This is a genomic window from Methyloversatilis sp. XJ19-13 (assembly GCF_024580155.1).
Lineage (GTDB): Bacteria > Pseudomonadota > Gammaproteobacteria > Burkholderiales > Rhodocyclaceae > Methyloversatilis.
Map to the genome: position 1 here is coordinate 317,986 of NZ_JANINH010000004.1, position 20,533 is coordinate 338,518.

19 protein-coding genes are annotated in these 20,533 nt (G+C 64.7%); 11 read left to right on the forward strand and 8 right to left on the reverse strand.

What is annotated here, in order from left to right; translation table 11 throughout:
• The 5 genes from kdsB to NMQ14_RS07955 all read left to right on the forward strand — a co-directional run bounded on the left by kdsB (window position 1) and on the right by NMQ14_RS07955 (window position 5,767).
• Window positions 1-765, forward strand: a complete 765-nt coding sequence (gene kdsB / locus NMQ14_RS07935; RefSeq protein ID WP_257094992.1) for a 3-deoxy-manno-octulosonate cytidylyltransferase — start codon at window positions 1-3, stop codon at window positions 763-765.
• 142 nt (window positions 766-907) lie between these two features.
• Complete coding sequence (adk, locus tag NMQ14_RS07940; protein ID WP_257094995.1) at window positions 908-1,561, forward strand: adenylate kinase; 654 nt, start codon at window positions 908-910, stop codon at window positions 1,559-1,561.
• A 5-nt stretch (window positions 1,562-1,566) separates the two neighbouring features.
• Window positions 1,567-2,823 (forward strand): 6-phosphofructokinase, encoded by a 1,257-nt coding sequence (locus tag NMQ14_RS07945; RefSeq protein ID WP_257094997.1) that lies wholly within the window; start codon window positions 1,567-1,569, stop codon window positions 2,821-2,823.
• A 171-nt stretch (window positions 2,824-2,994) separates the two neighbouring features.
• Window positions 2,995-5,166 carry a sodium-translocating pyrophosphatase gene (locus tag NMQ14_RS07950; RefSeq protein ID WP_257094999.1) on the forward strand — a complete coding sequence of 724 codons (2,172 nt, stop codon included), beginning with the start codon at window positions 2,995-2,997 and terminating at the stop codon, window positions 5,164-5,166.
• A 205-nt stretch (window positions 5,167-5,371) separates the two neighbouring features.
• Complete coding sequence (locus NMQ14_RS07955) at window positions 5,372-5,767, forward strand: DNA-binding transcriptional regulator (RefSeq protein ID WP_257095001.1); 396 nt, start codon at window positions 5,372-5,374, stop codon at window positions 5,765-5,767.
• A 45-nt stretch (window positions 5,768-5,812) separates the two neighbouring features.
• Here the strand turns inward: NMQ14_RS07955 and NMQ14_RS07960 are convergent, their stop codons facing one another.
• From NMQ14_RS07960 to pip, 5 genes are all read right to left on the reverse strand, one after another.
• Window positions 5,813-6,052 carry a hypothetical protein gene (locus NMQ14_RS07960; RefSeq protein ID WP_257095003.1) on the reverse strand — a complete coding sequence of 80 codons (240 nt, stop codon included), beginning with the start codon at window positions 6,050-6,052 and terminating at the stop codon, window positions 5,813-5,815.
• 66 nt (window positions 6,053-6,118) lie between these two features.
• Complete coding sequence (locus NMQ14_RS07965; RefSeq protein WP_257078766.1) at window positions 6,119-6,925, reverse strand: serine protease; 807 nt, start codon at window positions 6,923-6,925, stop codon at window positions 6,119-6,121.
• Window positions 6,926-7,345: 420 nt separating this feature from the next.
• The gene (locus NMQ14_RS07970) at window positions 7,346-7,984 is read right to left on the reverse strand and encodes a response regulator transcription factor (protein WP_257078765.1); all 639 of its coding nucleotides are present in this window, start codon (window positions 7,982-7,984) and stop codon (window positions 7,346-7,348) included.
• Window positions 7,985-8,002: 18 nt separating this feature from the next.
• On the reverse strand, window positions 8,003-9,349 hold the full coding sequence (locus NMQ14_RS07975; RefSeq protein ID WP_257095005.1) for an ATP-binding protein: 1,347 nt from the start codon (window positions 9,347-9,349) through the stop codon (window positions 8,003-8,005).
• Window positions 9,346-10,317 carry a prolyl aminopeptidase gene (gene pip, locus NMQ14_RS07980; protein ID WP_257095007.1) on the reverse strand — a complete coding sequence of 324 codons (972 nt, stop codon included), beginning with the start codon at window positions 10,315-10,317 and terminating at the stop codon, window positions 9,346-9,348. The genes NMQ14_RS07975 and pip overlap by 4 nt, the downstream gene beginning before the upstream one ends.
• A gap of 86 nt (window positions 10,318-10,403) precedes the next feature.
• Between pip and NMQ14_RS07985 the strand changes: the two genes are divergently transcribed.
• Complete coding sequence (locus NMQ14_RS07985) at window positions 10,404-11,681, forward strand: class I SAM-dependent methyltransferase (protein ID WP_257095009.1); 1,278 nt, start codon at window positions 10,404-10,406, stop codon at window positions 11,679-11,681.
• Window positions 11,682-11,761: 80 nt separating this feature from the next.
• Window positions 11,762-11,836, forward strand: a complete 75-nt coding sequence (pqqA, locus tag NMQ14_RS07990; protein ID WP_083224124.1) for a pyrroloquinoline quinone precursor peptide PqqA — start codon at window positions 11,762-11,764, stop codon at window positions 11,834-11,836.
• Window positions 11,837-11,941: 105 nt separating this feature from the next.
• On the opposite strand, the gene NMQ14_RS07995 is transcribed toward pqqA, so the two are convergent.
• On the reverse strand, window positions 11,942-12,763 hold the full coding sequence (locus NMQ14_RS07995) for an AraC family transcriptional regulator (RefSeq protein ID WP_257095011.1): 822 nt from the start codon (window positions 12,761-12,763) through the stop codon (window positions 11,942-11,944).
• A 123-nt stretch (window positions 12,764-12,886) separates the two neighbouring features.
• Between NMQ14_RS07995 and NMQ14_RS08000 the strand changes: the two genes are divergently transcribed.
• Both NMQ14_RS08000 and NMQ14_RS08005 read left to right on the forward strand, forming a co-directional pair.
• Window positions 12,887-13,315, forward strand: coding sequence for an organic hydroperoxide resistance protein (locus NMQ14_RS08000; RefSeq protein WP_257095013.1), 429 nt, complete (start codon window positions 12,887-12,889; stop codon window positions 13,313-13,315).
• A gap of 44 nt (window positions 13,316-13,359) precedes the next feature.
• Window positions 13,360-14,310, forward strand: coding sequence for an alpha/beta fold hydrolase (locus NMQ14_RS08005; protein ID WP_257095015.1), 951 nt, complete (start codon window positions 13,360-13,362; stop codon window positions 14,308-14,310).
• A 179-nt stretch (window positions 14,311-14,489) separates the two neighbouring features.
• On the opposite strand, the gene NMQ14_RS08010 is transcribed toward NMQ14_RS08005, so the two are convergent.
• The gene (locus tag NMQ14_RS08010; RefSeq protein ID WP_257095017.1) at window positions 14,490-15,794 is read right to left on the reverse strand and encodes a type II toxin-antitoxin system HipA family toxin; all 1,305 of its coding nucleotides are present in this window, start codon (window positions 15,792-15,794) and stop codon (window positions 14,490-14,492) included.
• Window positions 15,794-16,117 carry a helix-turn-helix transcriptional regulator gene (locus NMQ14_RS08015; protein ID WP_257095018.1) on the reverse strand — a complete coding sequence of 108 codons (324 nt, stop codon included), beginning with the start codon at window positions 16,115-16,117 and terminating at the stop codon, window positions 15,794-15,796. Before NMQ14_RS08015 ends, NMQ14_RS08010 begins: the two co-directional genes overlap by 1 nt.
• A gap of 662 nt (window positions 16,118-16,779) precedes the next feature.
• Here NMQ14_RS08015 and NMQ14_RS08020 point away from each other — a divergent pair.
• Window positions 16,780-19,863, forward strand: a complete 3,084-nt coding sequence (locus NMQ14_RS08020; protein WP_257095019.1) for a S8 family serine peptidase — start codon at window positions 16,780-16,782, stop codon at window positions 19,861-19,863.
• Between the two features lie 221 nt (window positions 19,864-20,084).
• Window positions 20,085-20,507, forward strand: a complete 423-nt coding sequence (locus NMQ14_RS08025) for a hypothetical protein (protein ID WP_257095020.1) — start codon at window positions 20,085-20,087, stop codon at window positions 20,505-20,507.
• Window positions 20,508-20,533: the final 26 nt, after the last annotated feature.

The window sequence follows — 20,533 nt, forward strand, 5'->3', positions numbered from 1 at the left end:
ATGTTCAAGGTGGTGATTCCCGCCCGCTTCGCCTCGACCCGCCTGCCCGGCAAGCCCCTGCTCGACATCGGTGGCCTGCCGATGGTCGTGCGTGTCGCGCAGCAGGCAGCGCGCAGCGGCGCCGACGCGCTGGTGGTGGCGACCGATCATGAAGGCATCGCCGCCGCGGTCAGCGCCCACGGTTTCCAGGCGGTGATGACACGCGCTGACCACCCGACCGGTACCGACCGCATCGCCGAAGTCGCGGAGCAAATGGGCTGGTCGCCCGCGACCGTGGTGGTCAATGTGCAGGGCGACGAACCGCTGATCGATCCGGACCTGATCCGTGCCGTCGCGCTGGCGCTCGATCAGGATCCGGAATCTTCGATCGCGACCGCCAGCAGCGCCATCACGGAGGCGGCTGATTTCTTCAGTCCCGGCGTGGTGAAGGTGGTGTGCGATGCCCAGGGCCGCGCGATGTACTTTTCGCGCGCACCGATCCCGTGGGCGCGCGACGATTTTGCCGTCACGCGCGACGTGCTGCCGCCCGGTCTGGATGCGCAGCGCCACATCGGCATCTACGCCTACCGGGTACGCTTCCTGCAGAAGAACGCCCGTCTCTCGCCGGCGGCAGCCGAGCAGTGCGAGGCGCTGGAACAGCTGCGCGCGCTGTGGCACGGGCACCGCATCCGCGTTGTCGGCAATGTCGCCATGCCGCACGCCGGTGTAGACACCGAAGACGATCTGGCGCGCATGCGTGTGCTGTTCGCGAACGGCATTGCGTGACGCACTGCGGTTTGACCGCGCCGCGCATTGGCGGTAAGTTCGCGCCCGCTGACACCGGACGGTAACGTAGCCGGTGCGGCCTGCAGAAGAAGAATCCGGACATCACATCAACCCCGACAACAACACCACATCAGGAGCGGACATGCGCCTCATTCTTCTGGGCCCGCCGGGCGCCGGCAAAGGTACTCAGGCCACCTTCATCAAGGAACGCTTCAGCATTCCGCAGATTTCGACCGGTGACATGCTGCGTGCCGCGGTGAAGGCCGGCACCCCGCTCGGCATCGAAGCCAAGAAGGTGATGGATGCCGGCGGCCTGGTGTCGGACGACCTCATCATCGGACTGGTCAAGGACCGTCTGCTGGCCGACGACTGCAAGGCCGGCTACATGTTCGACGGCTTCCCGCGCACGATTCCGCAGGCCGACGCGATGAAGCAGGCCAGGGTGGCGATCGACTTCGTGCTGGAGATCCAGGTACCCGATTCGGACATCATCACCCGCATGAGCGGCCGCCGTGCGCATCTGGCATCGGGCCGCACCTATCACGTCGTGTTCAATCCGCCCAAGGTGGAGGGCATCGATGACGTGACCGGCGAGCCGCTGGTTCAGCGCGACGACGACCGCGAAGAAGTGGTGAAGAAGCGTCTCGAGGTGTATCACTCGCAGACCCGTCCGCTGGTCGATTACTACTCCGGCTGGGCGCAGCGCGGCGAGCCGGGCGCACCGCAGTACCGCGCCATCTCGGGCGTCGGTCCGGTCGACGAGGTGATGAAGCGCGCACTCGAGGCACTGCGCTGACACTGATGGCCGCAAACCTGTTCTACGCGCAGTCCGGTGGCGTCACCGCGGTCATCAACGCCACCGCCTGCGGTGTCATCCAGGCGGCACGCGAGCAGGGCGGTCGCATCGGCAAGGTGTTTGCCGGACGCAACGGCATCCTCGGCGCACTGCATGAAGACCTGATCGACACGTCGTTCGAAAGCGACTCGGCCATCGCCGCCTTGCGTCACACGCCGGGCGGCGCCTTCGGTTCGTGCCGCTACAAGCTGAAGGGGCTGGACGAAAGCCGCGCCCATTACGAGCGGCTGATCGACGTGTTCCGCGCGCATGACATCCGCTACTTCCTGTACAACGGCGGCAACGACTCGATGGACACCGCATGGAAGGTGTCGCAGATCGCCGAGCGTCTGAACTACCCGCTGGTGTGCGTCGGTGTACCGAAGACGGTCGACAACGATCTGGTCGGCACCGACAACTGCCCCGGCTTCGGTTCGGTGGCGAAGTACGTCGCCGTGTCGATGATGGAAGCCGGTCTCGATGTGGCGTCGATGGCGCGTACCTCGACGAAGATATTCGTCATGGAAGTGATGGGCCGGCACGCCGGCTGGATCACCGCGGCAGCCGGACTGGCTGCGCGCAATGCGGGCGACGCGCCGCACCTGCTGCTGTTCCCCGAAATTCCCTTTGATCAAGCCGCCTTCATGGCGCGCGTCGATGCCTGCGTGCGCGAACACCAGTTCTGCGCCATCGCGGTGTCGGAAGGCCTGCGTGGGCCCGACGGCAAGCTGCTGGCCGAATCGGGCACGCGTGACGCGTTCGGTCATGCCCAGCTGGGTGGCGTCGGCCAGCAGGTGGCCGAATTGATCAAGGCGCAACTCGGTCACAAGTATCACTGGGCGCTGCCCGACTACCTGCAGCGCAGCGGCCGCCACATCGCGTCGGCGACCGATGCCGCCCAGGCGCACGCGCTGGGTCGCCGTGCAGTCGAGCTGGCGCTCGAAGGACGCAATGCCGTGATGCCGGCCATCGTGCGTACCGCCGACAGTCCCTACCAATGGGAAATCGGCGTCGCGCAGCTGGCGGATGTGGTCAACCACGAAAAGATGATGCCGCGAGATTTCATTTCCGACGACGGCTTCAGCATTACCGATGCCTGCCGGAGATACCTGCAGCCGCTGATTGCGGGCGAAGACTATCCGCCCTATGTCGACGGCCTGCCGGCCTACGTGAGTCTGAAGAACGAAAGCGTGGCAGCGGTACTGCCTGCGTTCGGAGGCTGACACAGACCACGTGCAACCGCTTGTTGCAGTCCGCTCTCCCGCGGGCTGCCGATTTACCAGGGCAGCGGCCGGGATGGCGCCGCCCGGCGATCCACAAGATCGCTGCAGCTTTCGGATGTCCTGCTCACGCGGGGTGTCCATCTGGCGCAGTAAAACAAGGGGGGAGGGGTGATGTTGTCGTCCGGTCTGATATTCGCACTCGTGTGTTCGGTGGTCGCCATCGCGTATGGCGCCGTATCCAGCAAGTGGATTCTTGCTCAACCCAGCGGCAATGAGCGCATGCGCGAAATTGCCGATGCAGTGCAGGTGGGCGCCCAGGCCTATCTGAACCGGCAGTACCGAACGATTGCCATCGTCGGCGTCATCCTCACCGTGGTCCTGTGGCTCACGCTCGGCACGTCGACCGCCGCCGGTTTCGTCATCGGCGCGGTGCTGTCGGGGGCGGCCGGCTACATCGGCATGAACGTGTCGGTGCGCGCGAATGTGCGTACGGCGGAAGCCGCGCGCAAGGGCATTTCAGAAGCGTTCGACGTCGCCTTCCGCGGCGGCGCCATCACCGGCATGCTGGTGGTCGGCATGGGCCTGCTGGGGGTGGCAGGCTATTACGCGATCCTGAAAGGCTCGGCCGCGCATGACGCGACGATCGATCAGATCATCCATCCGCTGATCGGCCTGGGCTTCGGTTCGTCGCTCATTTCGATCTTCGCGCGCCTCGGCGGCGGCATCTTCACCAAGGGTGCAGACGTCGGCGCCGACCTGGTGGGCAAGGTCGAAGCCGGCATCCCGGAAGACGACCCGCGCAACCCGGCAGTGATCGCCGACAACGTGGGCGACAACGTCGGCGACTGCGCAGGCATGGCGGCCGACCTGTTCGAAACCTATGCGGTGACCATCGTGGCCACCATGCTGCTCGGCTCGCTGCTGCTCAAGTCCAATGCCGAAGCGGCGGTCATCTACCCGCTGGCGCTGGGCGGCTTTTCGATCATTGCGTCCATCATCGGCTGCATCTTCGTCAAGGCGAAACCGGGCCAGAAGATCATGGGCGCGCTGTACCGCGGCCTGATCGTGGCCGGCGTGCTGGCGACCATCGCCTTCTATCCGCTGACCACGTCGCTGATTCCCGACGACGCGCTGAATGCCGTCATGGGCATCGACGGGGGCGCGCAGATGCGGCTCTACCTCGCGGCACTGGTGGGTCTGGCGCTGACCGGCCTGATGGTGGTGATCACCGAGTACTACACCAGTACCGAATTCAAGCCGGTGCGCCACATCGCCGAAGCGTCGACCACCGGTCACGGCACCAACATCATCGCCGGCCTCGGCGTGTCGATGAAGTCGTGCGCCTGGCCGGTGCTGTCGGTGTGCGCCGCGATCTGGGCCGCCTACACGCTGGGCGGTCTGTACGGCATTGCCATCGCGGCGACGTCCATGCTCAGCATGTCCGGCATCATCGTGGCACTCGATGCCTACGGTCCGATCACCGACAACGCCGGCGGCATCGCCGAAATGTCCGATCTGCCCGCTTCCGTGCGTGCAGTGACCGATCCGCTGGATGCCGTGGGCAACACGACCAAGGCCGTCACCAAGGGCTATGCCATCGGCTCCGCCGGTCTGGCCGCACTGGTGCTGTTCGCCGACTACACGCACGCGCTCGAAGCGGTCGGTCACAGCGTCACCTTCGATCTGGCCAACCCGGCGGTCATCATCGGCCTGTTCATCGGTGGCCTGATTCCCTATCTGTTCGGCGCCATGGCGATGGAGGCGGTGGGTCGTTCAGCCGGTGCGGTGGTGGTCGAAGTGCGCCGCCAGTTCAAGGAAATCCCCGGCATCATGGAAGGCACGGCCAAGCCGGATTACTCGAAGGCGGTCGACATGCTGACCGTGGCGGCGATCAAGGAAATGATGATCCCGTCGCTGCTGCCGGTGCTGGTGCCGGTCATCGTGGCCTTCGGCATGGCTTTCCTGATGGGGCCGGAAGCCGGCGTGCAGGCGCTCGGCGGCCTCCTGATGGGCACCATCGTGACCGGTCTGTTCGTCGCGATTTCCATGACCACCGGTGGCGGCGCGTGGGACAACGCGAAGAAGTACATCGAGGACGGTCACTTCGGCGGCAAGGGTTCCGAAGCGCACAAGGCCGCGGTGACCGGCGACACGGTCGGCGATCCGTACAAGGACACCGCCGGTCCGGCGGTCAATCCGCTGATCAAGATCATCAACATCGTCGCGCTGCTGATCGTGCCGCTGCTGCCGTCGGCGACGGGTTCGGTGGTCAGTGCCGCCGAACCGACTGTAGCGGTGGCTCAGGTACAGCAGGTTGCGCAGCAGGTCGAACAGGCGCGCTGAGCATTCAGTGAGCTGAAAAGGCCGTGCCGGAGTTCCGGCACGGCCTTTTCTTTTGGTTCATTCCGGTCATTGGTCAGCCTTGATTCCGGGCGCATCCACATACGATCGAGTCGTTTTCACCGGAAGTACTTGTCGGCTGACTTGCACGTGACGACCTGAGTACGTTCGTCTCGCAGCCGGCGGACTTCCGGAAAACGGACATGGCTTGAGTGTTCTTGTCGCATCATTTCCGCCCGCAAGGCCAATCAGAGGGAAGTTCGACGCTATGAAGACAATACGAGTGACGATTGACCCTGCCCAGCCTGAGTCGCTGAAGCAGGGGCGCATTGATGCCGAGCGGGTGGATGCAACAACCGAGGACGACATCGCTGCGCAGGCTGCGGTCGACGACGCGCTGTCACTGCAGGATGCCGGCAGGTTCGTCCGCCGCGTGCGCAAACGTCTCGGGCTGAGCCAGGCCGAGTTCTCCGCGAGCATCAATGTGCCGCTCGAAACGATAAGAAACTGGGAGCAAGGCAAGCGCAGCCCCACCGGAGCGGCGAAGGCCTTGCTGAAGGTGCTGGACAAGGCGCCAGAGGCGGCGCTGGCGGCGTTGAGCTGACCGTCGGTACCCGCCGTTCGAGCCGGATTCAGGAGGCGGGGCCGCTCAGGTCGGGCAGGCTTGCGGCCCGATGCACCGTTGCCGCTTCATGCGCAACTGACCGGGCATTTGCGCTTGCGCATTCTTGATGTCACCTGGACGCCGCACAGCTGGATCGGCCCAAAAGGTCTTCCAGGACGTCGCGTCGCTCGAAAGCTTTGGTGAGGCTTTCCCGGATAACTCGTCCGGCATCGCATCCCGCATGACAGCGAAGAAGTTGGGGTTGGTTTGTTTGGCGGCTTCCAATCTGCCAGCCTCCGGATCGCCAACCACTGTTTCTCCCCGTTCGCGTGATGATTTTTTCGGATGCAGTCAGCGCGGCGGCAGACGGCTGGCGCGCACCGCGGCTTCGATCGCCGCACCATTGCGCGGCTCGGCTTCGACCCATTCCTGGGTGACGGCCTGCAGGCGGTCCCATTCCTGATCGTTTTCGTGCTGGATGGCGCGCAGGAAGAACGGCTTGTCCGCTTCGGCTGCGGCCCAGAAGGGCGGCGTCGTGGCGGCGACCGGCAACTCGACGTCCTGGGCATTGTCCAGCCCGGCCTGCATCCATTCGGTCGGCACCGCGAAATGGCGCTTCATGCCCGGGATGAAGAAGGTCAGCACGCCGACCAGACGGCCTTCGGCGTCGAACAGTGCGCCACCGGATGCGCCTTGCTGGAACTGGGCGTCGGTTTCGATCACCACGGCGTTGTCCATCTCGTGCAGTGCGGTCACCTGCCCGACGCTCATCGACAGCGCCTTGCCGCCGGAAAATCCCATGGCATGGACTTCGTCGCCGATCTTCAGTGTGCGCGACGACGACACTTCGACCGGACGCGCCATCGGCTGGGCAATGCTCAGCAGACACAGGTCGTGCCGCGTATCGACCGAGCGCGCCTGCGCCGGCACGCCGGTACTGCCGCGCGCGACGATGACGTTCTGCGCGCGGCCGACGACGTGGCAGTTGGTGATCACATGTTTCGCATCGAGCTGCACGCCGGTGCCGCTGTTGATGCGGCCGTCCGGTGCCGCGGCAAGGATTTTCACCATGTGCATCGAAAGCTGTATGTAGCGCTCGGCGCTCGCCTGGGCGCCGGTGGCAAACAACAGCATCAACAGCAATCCGGGGATGCGCATGATGATTCTCCTTGCAGCCGTCCGGCCCTGGATGAAGGCTGGCGGCGATGAATGGACTAACGGAACATGTGGTGGAACCTTGTGGGTTTTTTAGCCGTGGTGCGGTGCACAACACTAAGCGTAAATCGTGCCAAGTCCTCGTGTCTGTGCGCGAGGGCACTCACGTACGGGTCCTGTAAACACGGTCTTTGTGGCAGAAACGACGTCACAGGGCGCAGCGCAGCCGGTTTTGTGCGCTGCCGCATGATTGACGTGTCGGACAAAGGATGACGATCGCCCCGCTGGAGCGTTGAAGTCTGCGACGCTCAACCCTCGGACGTTGCAGATTGCCACTCGGTACAGGCGGGAAAACGGTGCAGCGGACGCTGCACCGTGAGGCAGAGTGCCCCGTTGTGGTGCGGTTGCCGCGTCAGGCCGGATTCAGGCTTCGATCAGCCCGTTGCGCAGCGCAATCAGCGTCAGCTCGGCCTGGTTGGACGCGCCGAGCTTCTGCTTCACGTTGTACAGATGGGTGCCGATGGTCGAGGTCGACAGGTGCAGGGTTTCCGCGATCTGGTTCACCGACTGGCCGCGCGCGAGGTGAATGAACACTTCGAATTCGCGTTCCGACAGCGCCTCGACCGGGTTCTGCGCGCCGGTCACGTCCTGCATCGCCAGCTTCTGTGCGATTTCGGCGTCCAGATACATGCGTCCGGACGCCACCGTGCGCACCGCGTCGATCAGCGCTTCCGGCGCACCGCGCTTCGACAGGTAGCCGGTGGCGCCCGCCTTGAGCACGCGCTTGGGATGCGCCGTGTCTTCGTGCGCCGACAGCGCCAGGATGCGAACGCCCTTGTCGCGCGCCGTCAGCCGACGCACCGCCTCGATGCCGCCCATGCCGGGCATGGACAGGTCCATCACCACAACATCCGGCTTCAGTTCGGCGTAGCGCACATAGGCGGTTTCGCCGCTGTCCGCCTCGCCGACCACCTCGATGTCCTCACACGCGGCCAGCAGCAATTTGAAGCCCATGCGCACGACGGCATGGTCATCGACCAGCATCACCTTGATCGGACCCATCCTGTTGTCTCCCCTGTCTTATTCGAGTGGCAGCCGGGCCACGACCTGCGTGCCGCCGCCGTCACGCGCCGTCACGTCCAGTTCGCCGCCGAGCGCCTGCGCGCGTTCGCGCATGCCGCGCACGCCGTGATGACCGCGCTTGAGCGCCCAGCCTTCGGCCAGCCCGCTCCCGTCATCCTCGACTGTCAGATGCAGGAACTGTTCAGTACCGCGCAGCGAAATCATGATTTTCCCTGCATTGGCGTGTTTCAGCGCATTGGTCACGGCTTCCTGCACGATGCGGTAGGCCGCCAGCTTGAACGAGTCGCCCGGCGCTTCCGGCAGATCGGACATCTGCAGTTCGAACTGCATGTGCGGGTGGTGACGCCGCCACTCGGCGACCAGATCGTCGAGCGCGTCTTCCAGCCCGAGATTGTCCAGCGCCAGCGGACGCAGGCGCGGAATGATGCTGTGCATGACGTCGTAAAGATGATCCGCCGTGTCGACGATGAGTTGCGCCGCCTCGGCACTGCGCGGGTCGCTCTGCACATCACGCCGCGCGATCGACAGGCCCATGCTCTTGATCGCCGTGACCGCCTGACCCATTTCGTCGTGCAGCTCGCGCGCGATGTCGCGTCGTTCCTCCTCGATGCGGCTCTGGATGAACTGCGTCAGTTCGCGGTTCTCTTCCAGATGGCTGCGCGCCTCGAGCGCTTCCTGCCGCGCCGTCATGTTGTCTTCGATCGACTGCGCCATGCGGTTGAACGCCTGCGCCATCGAGCCCGCCTCGCGCCCGGGCAGCTCTTCCAGCCGCGTGTGGTAGTCACCGGCGCGCATCTGTTCCAGCCCGCGCACGATGCGGTTGAACGGCCGCGTCGCGCGCCCGACCAGCCAGAACACCAGTGCATTGCCCAATACCAGCGCGATCGTGCCGGCGATCAGCAGGCGCACGGCTTCGTCCCAGCCGTCGAGAATGGCGCGCGACGCGTCGGCCTCGACCACCAGTTTCGCATCGTCCACGAGCGTGATCTCCTGTCTCGGCTTGCGCGGCAGGATGGCGTTCGAATACCAGTCCGGCGCTTCGCGTCCCGCCTTGTAGGGCGACGGCGGCGACGCATACAGTTCGGTGCCGCTGCCGTCGACCAGGCGGATTTCGGTTGCGCGCACGCGTCCCAGCCGGTGCAGGAAGTCCACCAGGGCGGGCGAGCCGGTATTGGCATAGACCAGCGTGACGCGCGACAGCAGTTGCGTGGCGACCCGGTTCGCCGCCTCGATCTCTTCGCTGACAGCGCGTCGCGTGCCCATCAGTTCCAGCGTCAGCATCGTGCTGGTGAAGGTCAGGATGACCAGCGCGATCAGCAGATTGAGCTTCAGGCGCAGGCTCATGCGGACGCTCCCGGCCAGGTCGCGAAGTCGCCCGCGCGCGCATGGGCGTCGACCGCCGACACCAGCAGCGCCGCACTGGCCGGATGGAAGGGGTCGTGCCCAGCCCCCTGCGCCCAGGCCAGTTTGCTGCCGTGCGCGGTGTGGTGCGCGCGCCAGGCGTTCTGCGGCCGGCACACCAGATCGTGGCTGCCATGCACGATGGCCACCGGCAGTCCGTGCAGATGCGCGATGGCATCGAGCACCTTCGCCTCGCCGAGAAAGCAGCGGTGAGCGAGGTAGTGCGCCTGCACGCGATAGCGGTTGCGCAGCGCCGGCCATTCGTCGTCGGTGGGCTCAGCCGGCACTCCGGTGTGCGGCCAGCTGCCGAGGGCGTGTTCCCAGTTGCGCCAGGCCAGCACGGCGTGATCGACGCGGGCCGCATCGCCCGACGACAGCGCGCGGTCGAGCCACACGACGATGCGGTCGCGCCAGCGCGCCGGCACCGCCTGCATCAGCGCGCCGTGCGCCTGCGGGGCGAGGGCCGCCGCGCCGTGGAAAAACCATTCGAGATCGGCGCGCCCGGCGAGAAACACACCGCGCAGGATGAGCCCGCTGCACGCCGCACGGTGGCGTGCCGCCCAGACGGCAGTAAGCGTCGAGCCCCAGGAACCGCCGAACACCAGCCAGCGGGCTATGCCCAGATGGGCGCGCAGCGCCTCGATGTCGGCCACCAGTGCATCGGTGTGGTTGTGGGCGATGTCGCCGCCCGGTGTGCTGCGGCCGCAGCCACGCTGGTCGAACAGCACGACGCGGTCGCGTTCCGGATGGAAGAAGCGGCGCTGGCGCGGCGAGCAGCCCGAACCCGGACCGCCGTGTACATACAGTGCGGGCAGGCCGTCCGGATTGCCGCATTGTTCGTAGTACAGGCGATGTCCATGCCCGACGTCGAGCCAGCCGGTGTCGTACGGTTCAATCGGAGGATGCAGCATGGGCGGCGCGTGGTCGGGCGATTCGGTCGGGCGTCGATGTTAGCCCATGCATGCCTGCACGACACCGGCCATGTGACAATCGCGCCATGGACGACCGCAACCATCGGGTGGAACAGTACGGGCAGGTGTTCACCCGCGACGATGTCGTGGCGCAGATGCTCGCGCTGCGTCGCAACGCCGGGCGGGTGCTCGAACCTTCGGCGGGCGATGGCGCGTTCTCGTCGCGCCTGCCCGGCTGCACCGCAATCGAACTCGATCCGTCGGTGGCGCCGGCCGGTGCGCAGGTCATGGATTTCTTCGACTACCCGCTGACTGAGCGCTTCGACACCATCATCGGCAATCCGCCCTATGTGCGGCACCAGGACATCCTGCCGGCGACGCGCGCCCGGCTGGCGAGCGAACTGTTCGACCTGCGCAGCAACCTCTACCTCTTCTTCATCGAGAAGTGCGTGCGCCACCTGAACCCGGGCGGCGAACTGATCTTCATCGTGCCGCGCGAATTCACCAAGCTGACCGCCGCCCGTCGGCTGAATGCCTGGCTGTTCGAGCAGGGCAGCATCACCGACTTCATCGAAACCGGCGACGCGCGGGTGTTCGGCGCCTATGTGCCGAACTGCGCGGTGTTCCGCTTCGAGAAGGGACGCGCGGACCGCCGCATGCACGACGGCCGGCGCTTTCATTGCGAACAGGGGCAGCTCATGTTCCTGCGCGGCGACTACGGCGTGCCGCTGTCGGCACTGTTCGACGTGCGCGTGGGCGCCGTGTCCGGTGCGGACGACGTGTTCGTGCACCCGGAAGGCAATATGGAATTCGTCTGTTCCAGCACCGTCGACACCGGCCGCACGCGGCGCGCCTTCTTCGATGTGCGCAACGACTGGCTGGAACAGCACAAGGCCCGATTGCTGGCGCGCCGCGTGCGGCCGTTCGGCGAACACAACTGGTGGCGCTGGGGCAGGGTGCATCACCGCTCGGACGCTGCGCGCATCTACGTCAATGGCAAGACGCGCAAGCCGCGGCCGTTCTTCCTGCATGANGGTGGCGCTGGGGCAGGGTGCATCACCGCTCGGACGCTGCGCGCATCTACGTCAATGGCAAGACGCGCAAGCCGCGGCCGTTCTTCCTGCATGACTGCCCGCATTACGACGGCGCCGTGCTCGCGCTGTTCGCGCGCTCGCCGGCGCTCGACATCGCGCGGGCCGCAAGCCTGCTCAACGATGCGGTCGACTGGGAAGAACTGGGCTTCGTGTGCGACGGGCGTTTCCTGTTCACGCAGCGCAGCCTGCAGACCTGTGTGCTGCCGGACGACTTCCGCGCCTTGCTCTCATGAAAATCCTGAGCCTTCTTTCGTGACCGGCCCGAGGTGACGCGCCGGCGGTCGGCGCAGTATTCGATCCATGCACAGCGCGTTGCTGTGAAGCGAAGCGAAATCATCGAGGAGACACACATGAACTGGCAAACCCCGAAGGCGACCGACCTGCGTTTTGGCTTTGAAATCACGATGTACATCGCCAACCGCTGAACTCGGCGTTGCGACAGGAAAAAAGCGGGCATTGCCCGCTTTTTTCTTTGGTGCGTCGCGAATGCCGCATCAAGACATGCGCCGACGCATGTCCAGCCCCCTTCGTCACCGCTTGTGCGCCTCGCGCCACTGCCGCGGTGACAGCCCGGTCTGTGCCTTGAAGGCACGCGACAGCGCGGCTTCTCCTCCATAACCGACTTCATCGGCGATCAGCGCCAGCGTTCGCCCCCGACGCAGTGCCTGCTCGGCCAGGCCGATGCGCCAGCGCTGCAGGTAGGCACCCGGCGTGCAGCCCACGGTGTCGCGAAACGCATTCGCAAAAACGCTGCGCGACATGCCGGCACGCGCAGCGAGCGCCTCCAGCGACCAGTCCTGCGCCGGGTTCTCGTGCATCGCCACCAGCGCAAGGCGCAGGCGCGGGTGCGACAGTCCGGCCAGCATGCCCGCGCCGGTCCGGCCCGCTTCCATCAGGTGTCTGAGCACCTGCACCAGCAGCACTTCGAACAATCGATCCAGCACCGCCTGACGGCCGCAGTACTGATTTGACGCCTCGTTGAACAGCAGATCCAGCACCGGTCCCGCACCGAGGATGTCGTCCAGCGCCAGACAGGTGAAGTCCGGCAGCGCCGCGGCGATCGGATTGGCGGCGCCGCCGGAGAAGTGCATCCGCGCGCACGCAAAGTCGGCGCCGCGTGTCGGCTCGGTGACGAAACGGTAGGCGACCGGTCGCGGAAACAGCAGCAGGCTGGGCCGGGTCACGCGCTCGCTGCCGCCCGGATGATGCACATCGGCTTCGCCTGCGCGGATCAGGTGCATGCGGCCGCTGTCACCGGCGTCCAGTTCGGTGAGGCCGCACAGCGCGCCGGTGTTGAACACGCGCGCGCTGACCGAAAAATGCGCCAGCAAGGCTTCAAGTCTGTCGGTCATGGTGTGTTCGATACTCCAGGTGAAGTTTTCAGGACTATACGTTGCGTTCGGTATCTCGTGCAGGCGCAAAGTTCGTCCTGCCAACCGGCATTGCCTCATTCACCCCATGCACAGGAGTTGATCATGTCCATCGAAAAAGTCCTCTACACCGCCCAGGCCACTGCCACCGGAGGCCGCGAAGGCCGTGCCGTATCGTCCGACGGCGTGCTCGACCTGCAGTTGTCGACCCCGCGCGAACTGGGCGGCGCCGGCGGTGCCGGCACCAATCCCGAACAACTGTTCGCCGCCGGCTATTCGGCCTGCTTCCTCGGCGCGCTGAAGTTCGTCGCCGGCCAGAACAAGGTCGCGCTGCCGGCCGCCACGCAGATCACCGGCCGCGTTGGCATCGGCGCCATCCCGACCGGCTTCGGCATCGAGGTCGAGCTGACCATCGCCGTGCCCGGCCTGCCGCGCGAACAGGTCGAAGCGCTGGTCCAGAAGGCGCACATCGTGTGCCCGTACTCGAACGCCACCCGCGGCAACATCGACGTGACCCTGGTCATCGCCGACTGAACTTCCCGAACCGACATCGTCCCCGACACAGAAAGGAAACCATCATGAAAGCCATTCGCCAAGCCCTCGCACTGACCGTGCTGGCCGCTGCCCTCGCAGCACCGACCCATGCCGCCGAGCCCGTCAAGGCCGCGACCCGCGCCGCTGCCGTGGTCAAGAAGACCGAAAGCTACGTCACCACACGCGACGGCGTGCAGCTTTACTACAAAGACTGGGGACCGAAGAACGGCCCGGTCGTCACCTTCAGCCACGGCTGGCCGCTCAGTTCCGACAGCTGGGAATCGCAGATGCTGTTCCTCGCGTCGCAGGGCTACCGGGTGGTCGCCCACGACCGGCGCGGCCACGGCCGCTCCAGCCAGCCGTGGGACGGCAACGACATGGACCACTACGCCGACGATCTGGCCGCCGTCATCAAGGCGCTCGACCTGAAGGACGTGACCCTGGTCGGCTTCTCGACCGGTGGCGGCGAAGTGGCGCGCTACATCGGCCGTCACGGCACGTCGCGGGTGAAGAAGGCGGTGCTGGTCAGTTCGGTGCCGCCGATGATGCTGAAGACCGCCGACAACCCGGGCGGCCTGCCGATCGAGGTGTTCGACGGCATCCGCAAGGGCTCGCAGGCAAACCGCTCGCAACTCTATCTGGACATCGCATCGGGCCCGTTCTACGGCTACAACCGCCCGGGTGCCAAGCCGTCGCAGGGGCTGATCCAGTCCTTCTGGGCGCAGGGCATGCAGGCGGGGCACAAGAACACCTACGACTCGATCGCGGCGTTCTCGGCCACCGATTTCCGCGCCGACCTGAAGAAGTTCGACGTGCCCACGCTGGTGATCCACGGCGACGATGACCAGATCGTGCCGATCGACCTGTCCGGCAAGGCATCGGCGGCGCTGATCCGCAACGCCGAACTGATGGTCTATCCGGGAGCGCCGCACGGCATCACGGATACGCACAAGGACAGGCTCAATCAGGACCTGCTGGACTTCGTGCGCAAGTAAGGCTGCGTGAAACCCGGTTCCGCGAAGCGGGCCGGGTTTCGTCGTTCAGTGGCGGGTCAACCGGAGTGGTGGCAGATGGATCGGGCAGGCGTTGAGGAAAGGATCGCCTTCGACGCGCGGCCTGTCACCACGTCCACGGACAGTGCCTCTCCGCGTCACTTTTCACCCACCGCCGGGGCCTACAGGCCGAGCAGCACGGCGCTTGCCTCCATCTGGGCGTGCTCGAAAGCCGGCGCGAAATCGTCCAGCTCGTCTGCCTGCAGTCCGACGTCCGGGGCCAGCGCAACGTGCCTCCATCGACAGACTGCCGCGTGCACCTCTTTCAGTACCGACAAGGCCTCTTCCTTGTCCAGCGCGAAGTAGGACGCGCGGGCCAGCAGCATCTGCACGTCGGTGATCGGTCCGTCCTGCTCCGACAGCCAGGTCTTTGATTCCCGGTCCTTGTCCGGAAACGGGTTGATGTCGAAAGCGGGCGCGAGGCGCCATTGGCCGTGAGCCACGTGCAGGAAGCCGTGGTTCTGCAGGTGGTCGTCCACGTTGGTGATCAGCAGATTGAACGCCATGCGGCGCCAGAGCTGCTGCACGTCCTGCGTGGGTGCGTGGCCGTGGGTGCGGAGGGCGTCGGCGATCTCGCTGTAACTGCGATCCTCCTCGCGCGAGGCCTGCAGCAGGGATGCCGCCGACTGGTAGGGGATGCGGCCGTCGGCGCCATCGCGATCGAAGCGGCCGATCACGGCCACAGGCACTTCGTTTCCCTCGTCGCCCAGCAGAACGATGCGAGCGGGCGCAGCATAGATGCCCGCGCGCGCTGCCAGCTTCAGCGCCAGTACCTCGCCGCGGCTGACGCTGCGCGTATCGCTGACACTGGGAAACTTGCCGATGGCGAGCCGGCCGTCTTCGTCCACCAGGGTGCACTTGGGTCGCATGCCGCCGAGCGAGGTGCCCTTGCCTTGCAGGTAGCGCAGGTCCTCGGCCGTCTCCTGTCCGCGCTCGACGGCGCGGCTGGCCTGGTAGATGTGCTGCAGTTCGATCAAGGGCGGGGTGCTGCGCAGTCCTTCGGGCGTCGTTCGGTGCCAGTCTCCATCCGGATCGCGCAGGCGTAGCGCGCCCACGCGGCTGAAGTCGTCCACCGCCAGCAGGTAATCCAGTTCGGTGAGGGCCGGCAGTTGCGGATCGGTCTTGCGGCGCTTGGCGTGGGCGCGGGCGATGACGCGCCGCCCCCAGGCGTCGGGCGCGGTATCGGCGATGGCGCCATGAAAGACAGAATCGTGCGGCGAGCGCGCCTTGTGCGGCTGGTAGCCCGGCATCAGTTGCAGGTCGGCCGACACGTTGAAGCGCGCCGGCGTATCCAGCCAGGATGGGTCATAGGCAAAGGTGCTGTGCTCGCGCCGACCCTGCCGCACATAGACCAGCGAGCCAACAGGCAGACCGGCTTTGCCGATGCATACCTGAATCTGCCGGCGGGTCGGCGCGGTTGCCGTCATCAGAGCGCCCCCGACGTACCGGCCTTGCTGCGCACGCGCTTGGGCAGGTTCTCGTCCATCAGGGTCAGGCCGATGTCGTCCTTCGCCGTGTCCAGCAGGTTTTCCAGCGTCTGAATTTCGCCGAAGACGTGAAGCGCGCGGGCGAAGAAGTGAATGGGAACCCGCAGGTCGCCTTTCTCCATGCGCCGCACGGTGGACAGCGACGCGCCCATGCGCTCGGCGAGCGAGGCCTGTGAAATGTGCCGCCGACGGCGGGCAAGGGAGATGTCGCCGCCAAGCTTCCGGATCGCCCGCTCGACTGGCAGAGGAACTGGGGATTCCATGTTAAGTGTCCCAACGGGATTGCTTAAGTTTTACAAGTGTTTCTATTGGGATGATTGTAGTCGACCGGCGCAGTGCGAGAGAGCTGCACTTCTCGTGAGCGTCTTGACGACACCGAAAGGCGGGTTCGGTCCGCGGCAAGGACGTCCCGTCGGCGCTGCCAGCGACACCTAGACGGGGGCGGTCGGACGCTTACGTCCCTTTGGCATGGTGCCTCTCACATATTTGTCATCACTCGACGCTAGCGTGATGGCATTGCCATGTTCAGGAGGTTGTGTCCATGTTACCCCGTCAGTGTCTTGCTGCTTTGCTACTGCTCAGCACTTCTGTGCTCGCACAAGAGCCCACTACGTCCGCGCCTTCGGTCCAAGAGTTTCGGATCAGCTATCGAGCACGAACCGCCGCTTCTGCAAATGAGCGCCTACGCGGCGTACAACGCGCCGCTGAGCTTCAACCCGTATCCGGGACGTCGCTTACACACCAACGCACGTTGGATGACGGTGCTCTTGAGGTTCGCGCCTCTCGTCCGATGACGCGGGCTGAAGCTTGGGCGTTCGCCGAAGAACTGCAGAAAGCCAACCCTGGCGTAGGCCGGATCGAGCCCATCGACCCTGAAGCGGATCTGGTGCGGGGCGCAGCCCCTGCAGGGGCAGGGAGATAAGCCATGAAAAATCTTGCTCGTAAGCTTCCTTTGAGTTTGCTGGTTGTTGCACTTACGGCATCGAATGTCGCTGAAGCCCAACCCTTGGAGATCAGGCCCGGACCCTCGAATCCACCGGTTGAACCCTCCAAGCTGCCGTACGTGGAGTCCGTATCGATTGGTGTGACTCCTGGGCACGAACCTGCTGCCGATAAACCCCTTTCGGCCACGTTCCTCAACGAACTTTCCAGACTTGCCGGCGTTCGCCTGGTCTATGGCCGTAATGGCACGATTTACCACCAGCTGAACCTTCCCAAGAAAAAATACGAATCGGAAGCCCAAGCTCTGTGTGAAACGCTCAAGAGTGACCGTCGCGTAAGGTGGTGCACGCCGGACTACATGACAGTCGGGCAATCGGCCACAGCACCCAATGACCCGATCTTCCAAAGCGGATTACAGTGGAACCTGGGGAATCAATCTCCAGCGGGGATCAACGCAGTGGATGCTTGGGCAAGCCACTCTGGCTCGGCCGGCACCGTCATCGCCGTGTTGGACGGCGGCATCATTCCTCACACGGACCTTGCCACGGGTCGTGTCCTGTCTGGGTACGACTTTGTTTCCAATGCGGCCAATGCTCCGGACGGCACCGGACGAGACGCGGACCCAACCGATTTAGGAGACGCTAGCGTGGCAGGAGGCTGCCCGACCAGTTCTTGGCATGGTGTTGGTGTCACAGGGATCATAGGCGCTAGCACTGATAACAGTTTCGGCATTGCTGGCATCAACCAGGCCGCCAAGCTTCTTCCTGTACAGGTCTTAGGCAAGTGCAAGGGCGGGTCTCAACCTGACCTGATCGACGGGATTCGCTGGGCGGCAGGGCTCACGGTCTCTGGCGTGCCAACAAACACAAATCCGGCGAATGTACTGAATGTGAGCATTTCGATCAGCGCGCCGTGCAGCACACTTCCCATACTGCAGGCAGCCATCGATGAAGTACGCAAGAAAGGTGTGACGGTGGTCGCCGCAGCGGGCAACGACGATGGTGTGGATACCAGCCAGCGGTCCCCTGCAAGCTGCAATGGCGTTCTCACAGTGGGTGGCGTCACCCGGTTTGGCGGCAAGGGCTTGACGACGACAGGATCGCGCATCGATATTGCTGCCCCTGGGGCGGCGGCCAGCAACGTAGCCTTGGATCAGATTCCTTCAACCAGTGACGGAGGTAGCACGACTCGCATCGGAGACAATTCGATTCGCGCCTACTACGGGACAAGCGTCGCTGCGCCGCATGTGACCGGGATCGTGTCATTGATGAAAGGGGCTCGATCGCAGCTTAGTCCAAACCAGATTACCCGGATCGTCAAGGCAACCGCCCGGCCGTTCCCAAGCGGAACCGGTGCTGATTGCTCAACCGCTATCTGCGGGGCCGGGATACTCAACGGGGCGGCTGTTGTTGCCGCAGCACGTTCGCGCGCAGATGGCGGGCTGTACCACACGGCTGCAGTGAAAGCAGATGGGTCTGTCCTAGTTTGGGGATTCAATGGCAACGGGCAAATCGGGTCAAACGCCGTCGCTGTGGGCGCCAGCGTATCCGCTCCTGTGCCTATTCCGGGTCTTTCGGACATGACCAGTGCCACCGCCGGCGGCTATCACACGGCCGTGGCCAAGCAGGACGGTACGGTCTGGGTCTGGGGCTACAACGGGAACGGCCGGCTTGGGGATGGGACGACATCGCAAAGGACGACACCGGTGCAGATCAGCAGTTTGACCAATGTAATCGAGGTCGTAGCCGGGGACGCCCATACCTTGGCGCTGAAAAGCGATGGCACGGTCTGGGCGTGGGGGTACAACTTCTACGGGCAGTTGGGGGCAGGTTCATTCGACTTCACGGATCGAAGCGCACCGGTTCAGGTCATGGGGCTATCCAATGTCGTGGCGATTGCAGCGGCCGGCAAGAGTTCTATGGCACTTAAATCGGACGGCACCGTATGGGTATGGGGCGGTTTCAAGCTGAACATGAAGGCCGAAGCCATATCCGACGCTCAGTGGTCGGCTACAGGCGGTGCGAGCGGTCCGTTCCAGGTGCCGGGGCTCGCCAATGTTGTCATGATCGTCGCTGGGGGAACTTCCGCTTCCGGGCAGGATGACGATGTGGGGCTTGCGCTGAACGCGGACGGAGCACTCTACTCGTGGTCCTGGAGTAGCAACGGGACTGGGACGGGCAGTGCGAGTGTGCTTCCTACCTTCGTATCCGCTTTTTCTGGCAAAACCATTCTTTCCATAGCTACAAGTGGGGCTCATTCCGTTGTGCTTACCGATGACGGTCAGCAATGGTCATGGGGGCAAGGCGGCTCCGGACAGCTTGGGGACGGCTTGAGCGGCAACGAGCCAGGGCAACAATACCTCCATTATTCCGCTACGCCCATTCCCTCGGCTGCCGTGCCATCAGATGTGCTCGATATTGCAATCGGCCGAAGCCACACGCTCGCCCTTCGTTCCGACCTGACTTACCTCGCGTGGGGGTCGAATGCTGGCGGCCAGCTTGGTAACGGGGACTTCACGCAACAAAGCGCGCCCGCTGTGATTCTTGGTGTCAGTGGTGCTGGTGTGTACTCAGCGCTGGAATCCACGTCAGCCAAGACTGATCTGTTGATCAGCGTGGACAGCGCTCCGGCGACGGTGCAGGCGGGACAGGTCATTTTCTATACTTTGAGCGTGGTCAATGCGGGGACGGCTGCCGCGAGCAACGTACAAACGTCTCTCGTCTTGCCTGCTGAGGCCAGTTTCGTGTCAGCGGACCCCGGATGTATCTTCAACGCGAATGTGGGCGCGGTCACTTGCACCATCACTGGCCTAAACCCAGGTAACAACGTGAACTTGCATATCTCGGCCGTGATCAGCGCGGCAGGCAGTTATACGGCTGTCGCCAACGTGGTGTTAGACGGGACAGACTCAGCAACGGCAAACAATGTCGCAGGGGACATCGTGGCCGTGACCGCAGCTACTGGTGGAGAGGACGGGGATGTTCCTCTGCCGCTTTGGGCGTTGGGTCTCCTCGGTGCATCCGTGCTGGGAAGCGTTGTTCGTGGTCAACGCAGGAATTCAACTTAGTCCGAGTGGCGAGCCGAGCAGGTGCAGCGCGCTGTCGGTCAGACCACGGCTTCCAACGGCGGTGCGGCTGTGGACATCTCGTGTGCCTGTGACTAGGCCAGCGGCAATCACGTGCTTCGCGGCTTATTGCAGCGGAAGCCCGACGAATGCCCAGGCAGGCAACTGCGCCACGGAGTAAATTGCGGTCCTTTCCGCACGCGCCCCGCATCGCCGTCGCCCTCATGACTACGTCCTACCCCTCACCCCTCCACACCGAATGGGCCACGCTGCAGCAGGACCACGAGCGCCATGAGCGTTGCGCGGTCGGGATCAAGATTGCGGCGGTGGCGCTGACCGCGGGTGCCGCGCTTTTCGGTTTTCCGTTAGAGCTGGCGGCGCCGCTGATCGCCATCGTCTGGGTGATCGAGGCGATGCTGCGCACGGTGCAGGGGCGCCTGGGTCAGCGATTGCTGAAGGTGGAAACGCTGATCGCCGACGGGGCGTCGGAGTACGCGGCGTGCCAGTTGCACACCGAATGGCAGGCGACGCGTCCGGGCGCGGTCGGGCTGCTGATGGAGTACGCGAAGAGTGCGCTGAAGCCGACGGTGGCCTTCCCTTACCCGCTGCTCATCATCCTGTCGTTCGTGCTGTCGCTGCCGGGCTGAAGCCTGAATCGTCGCGGCGGCTTGCC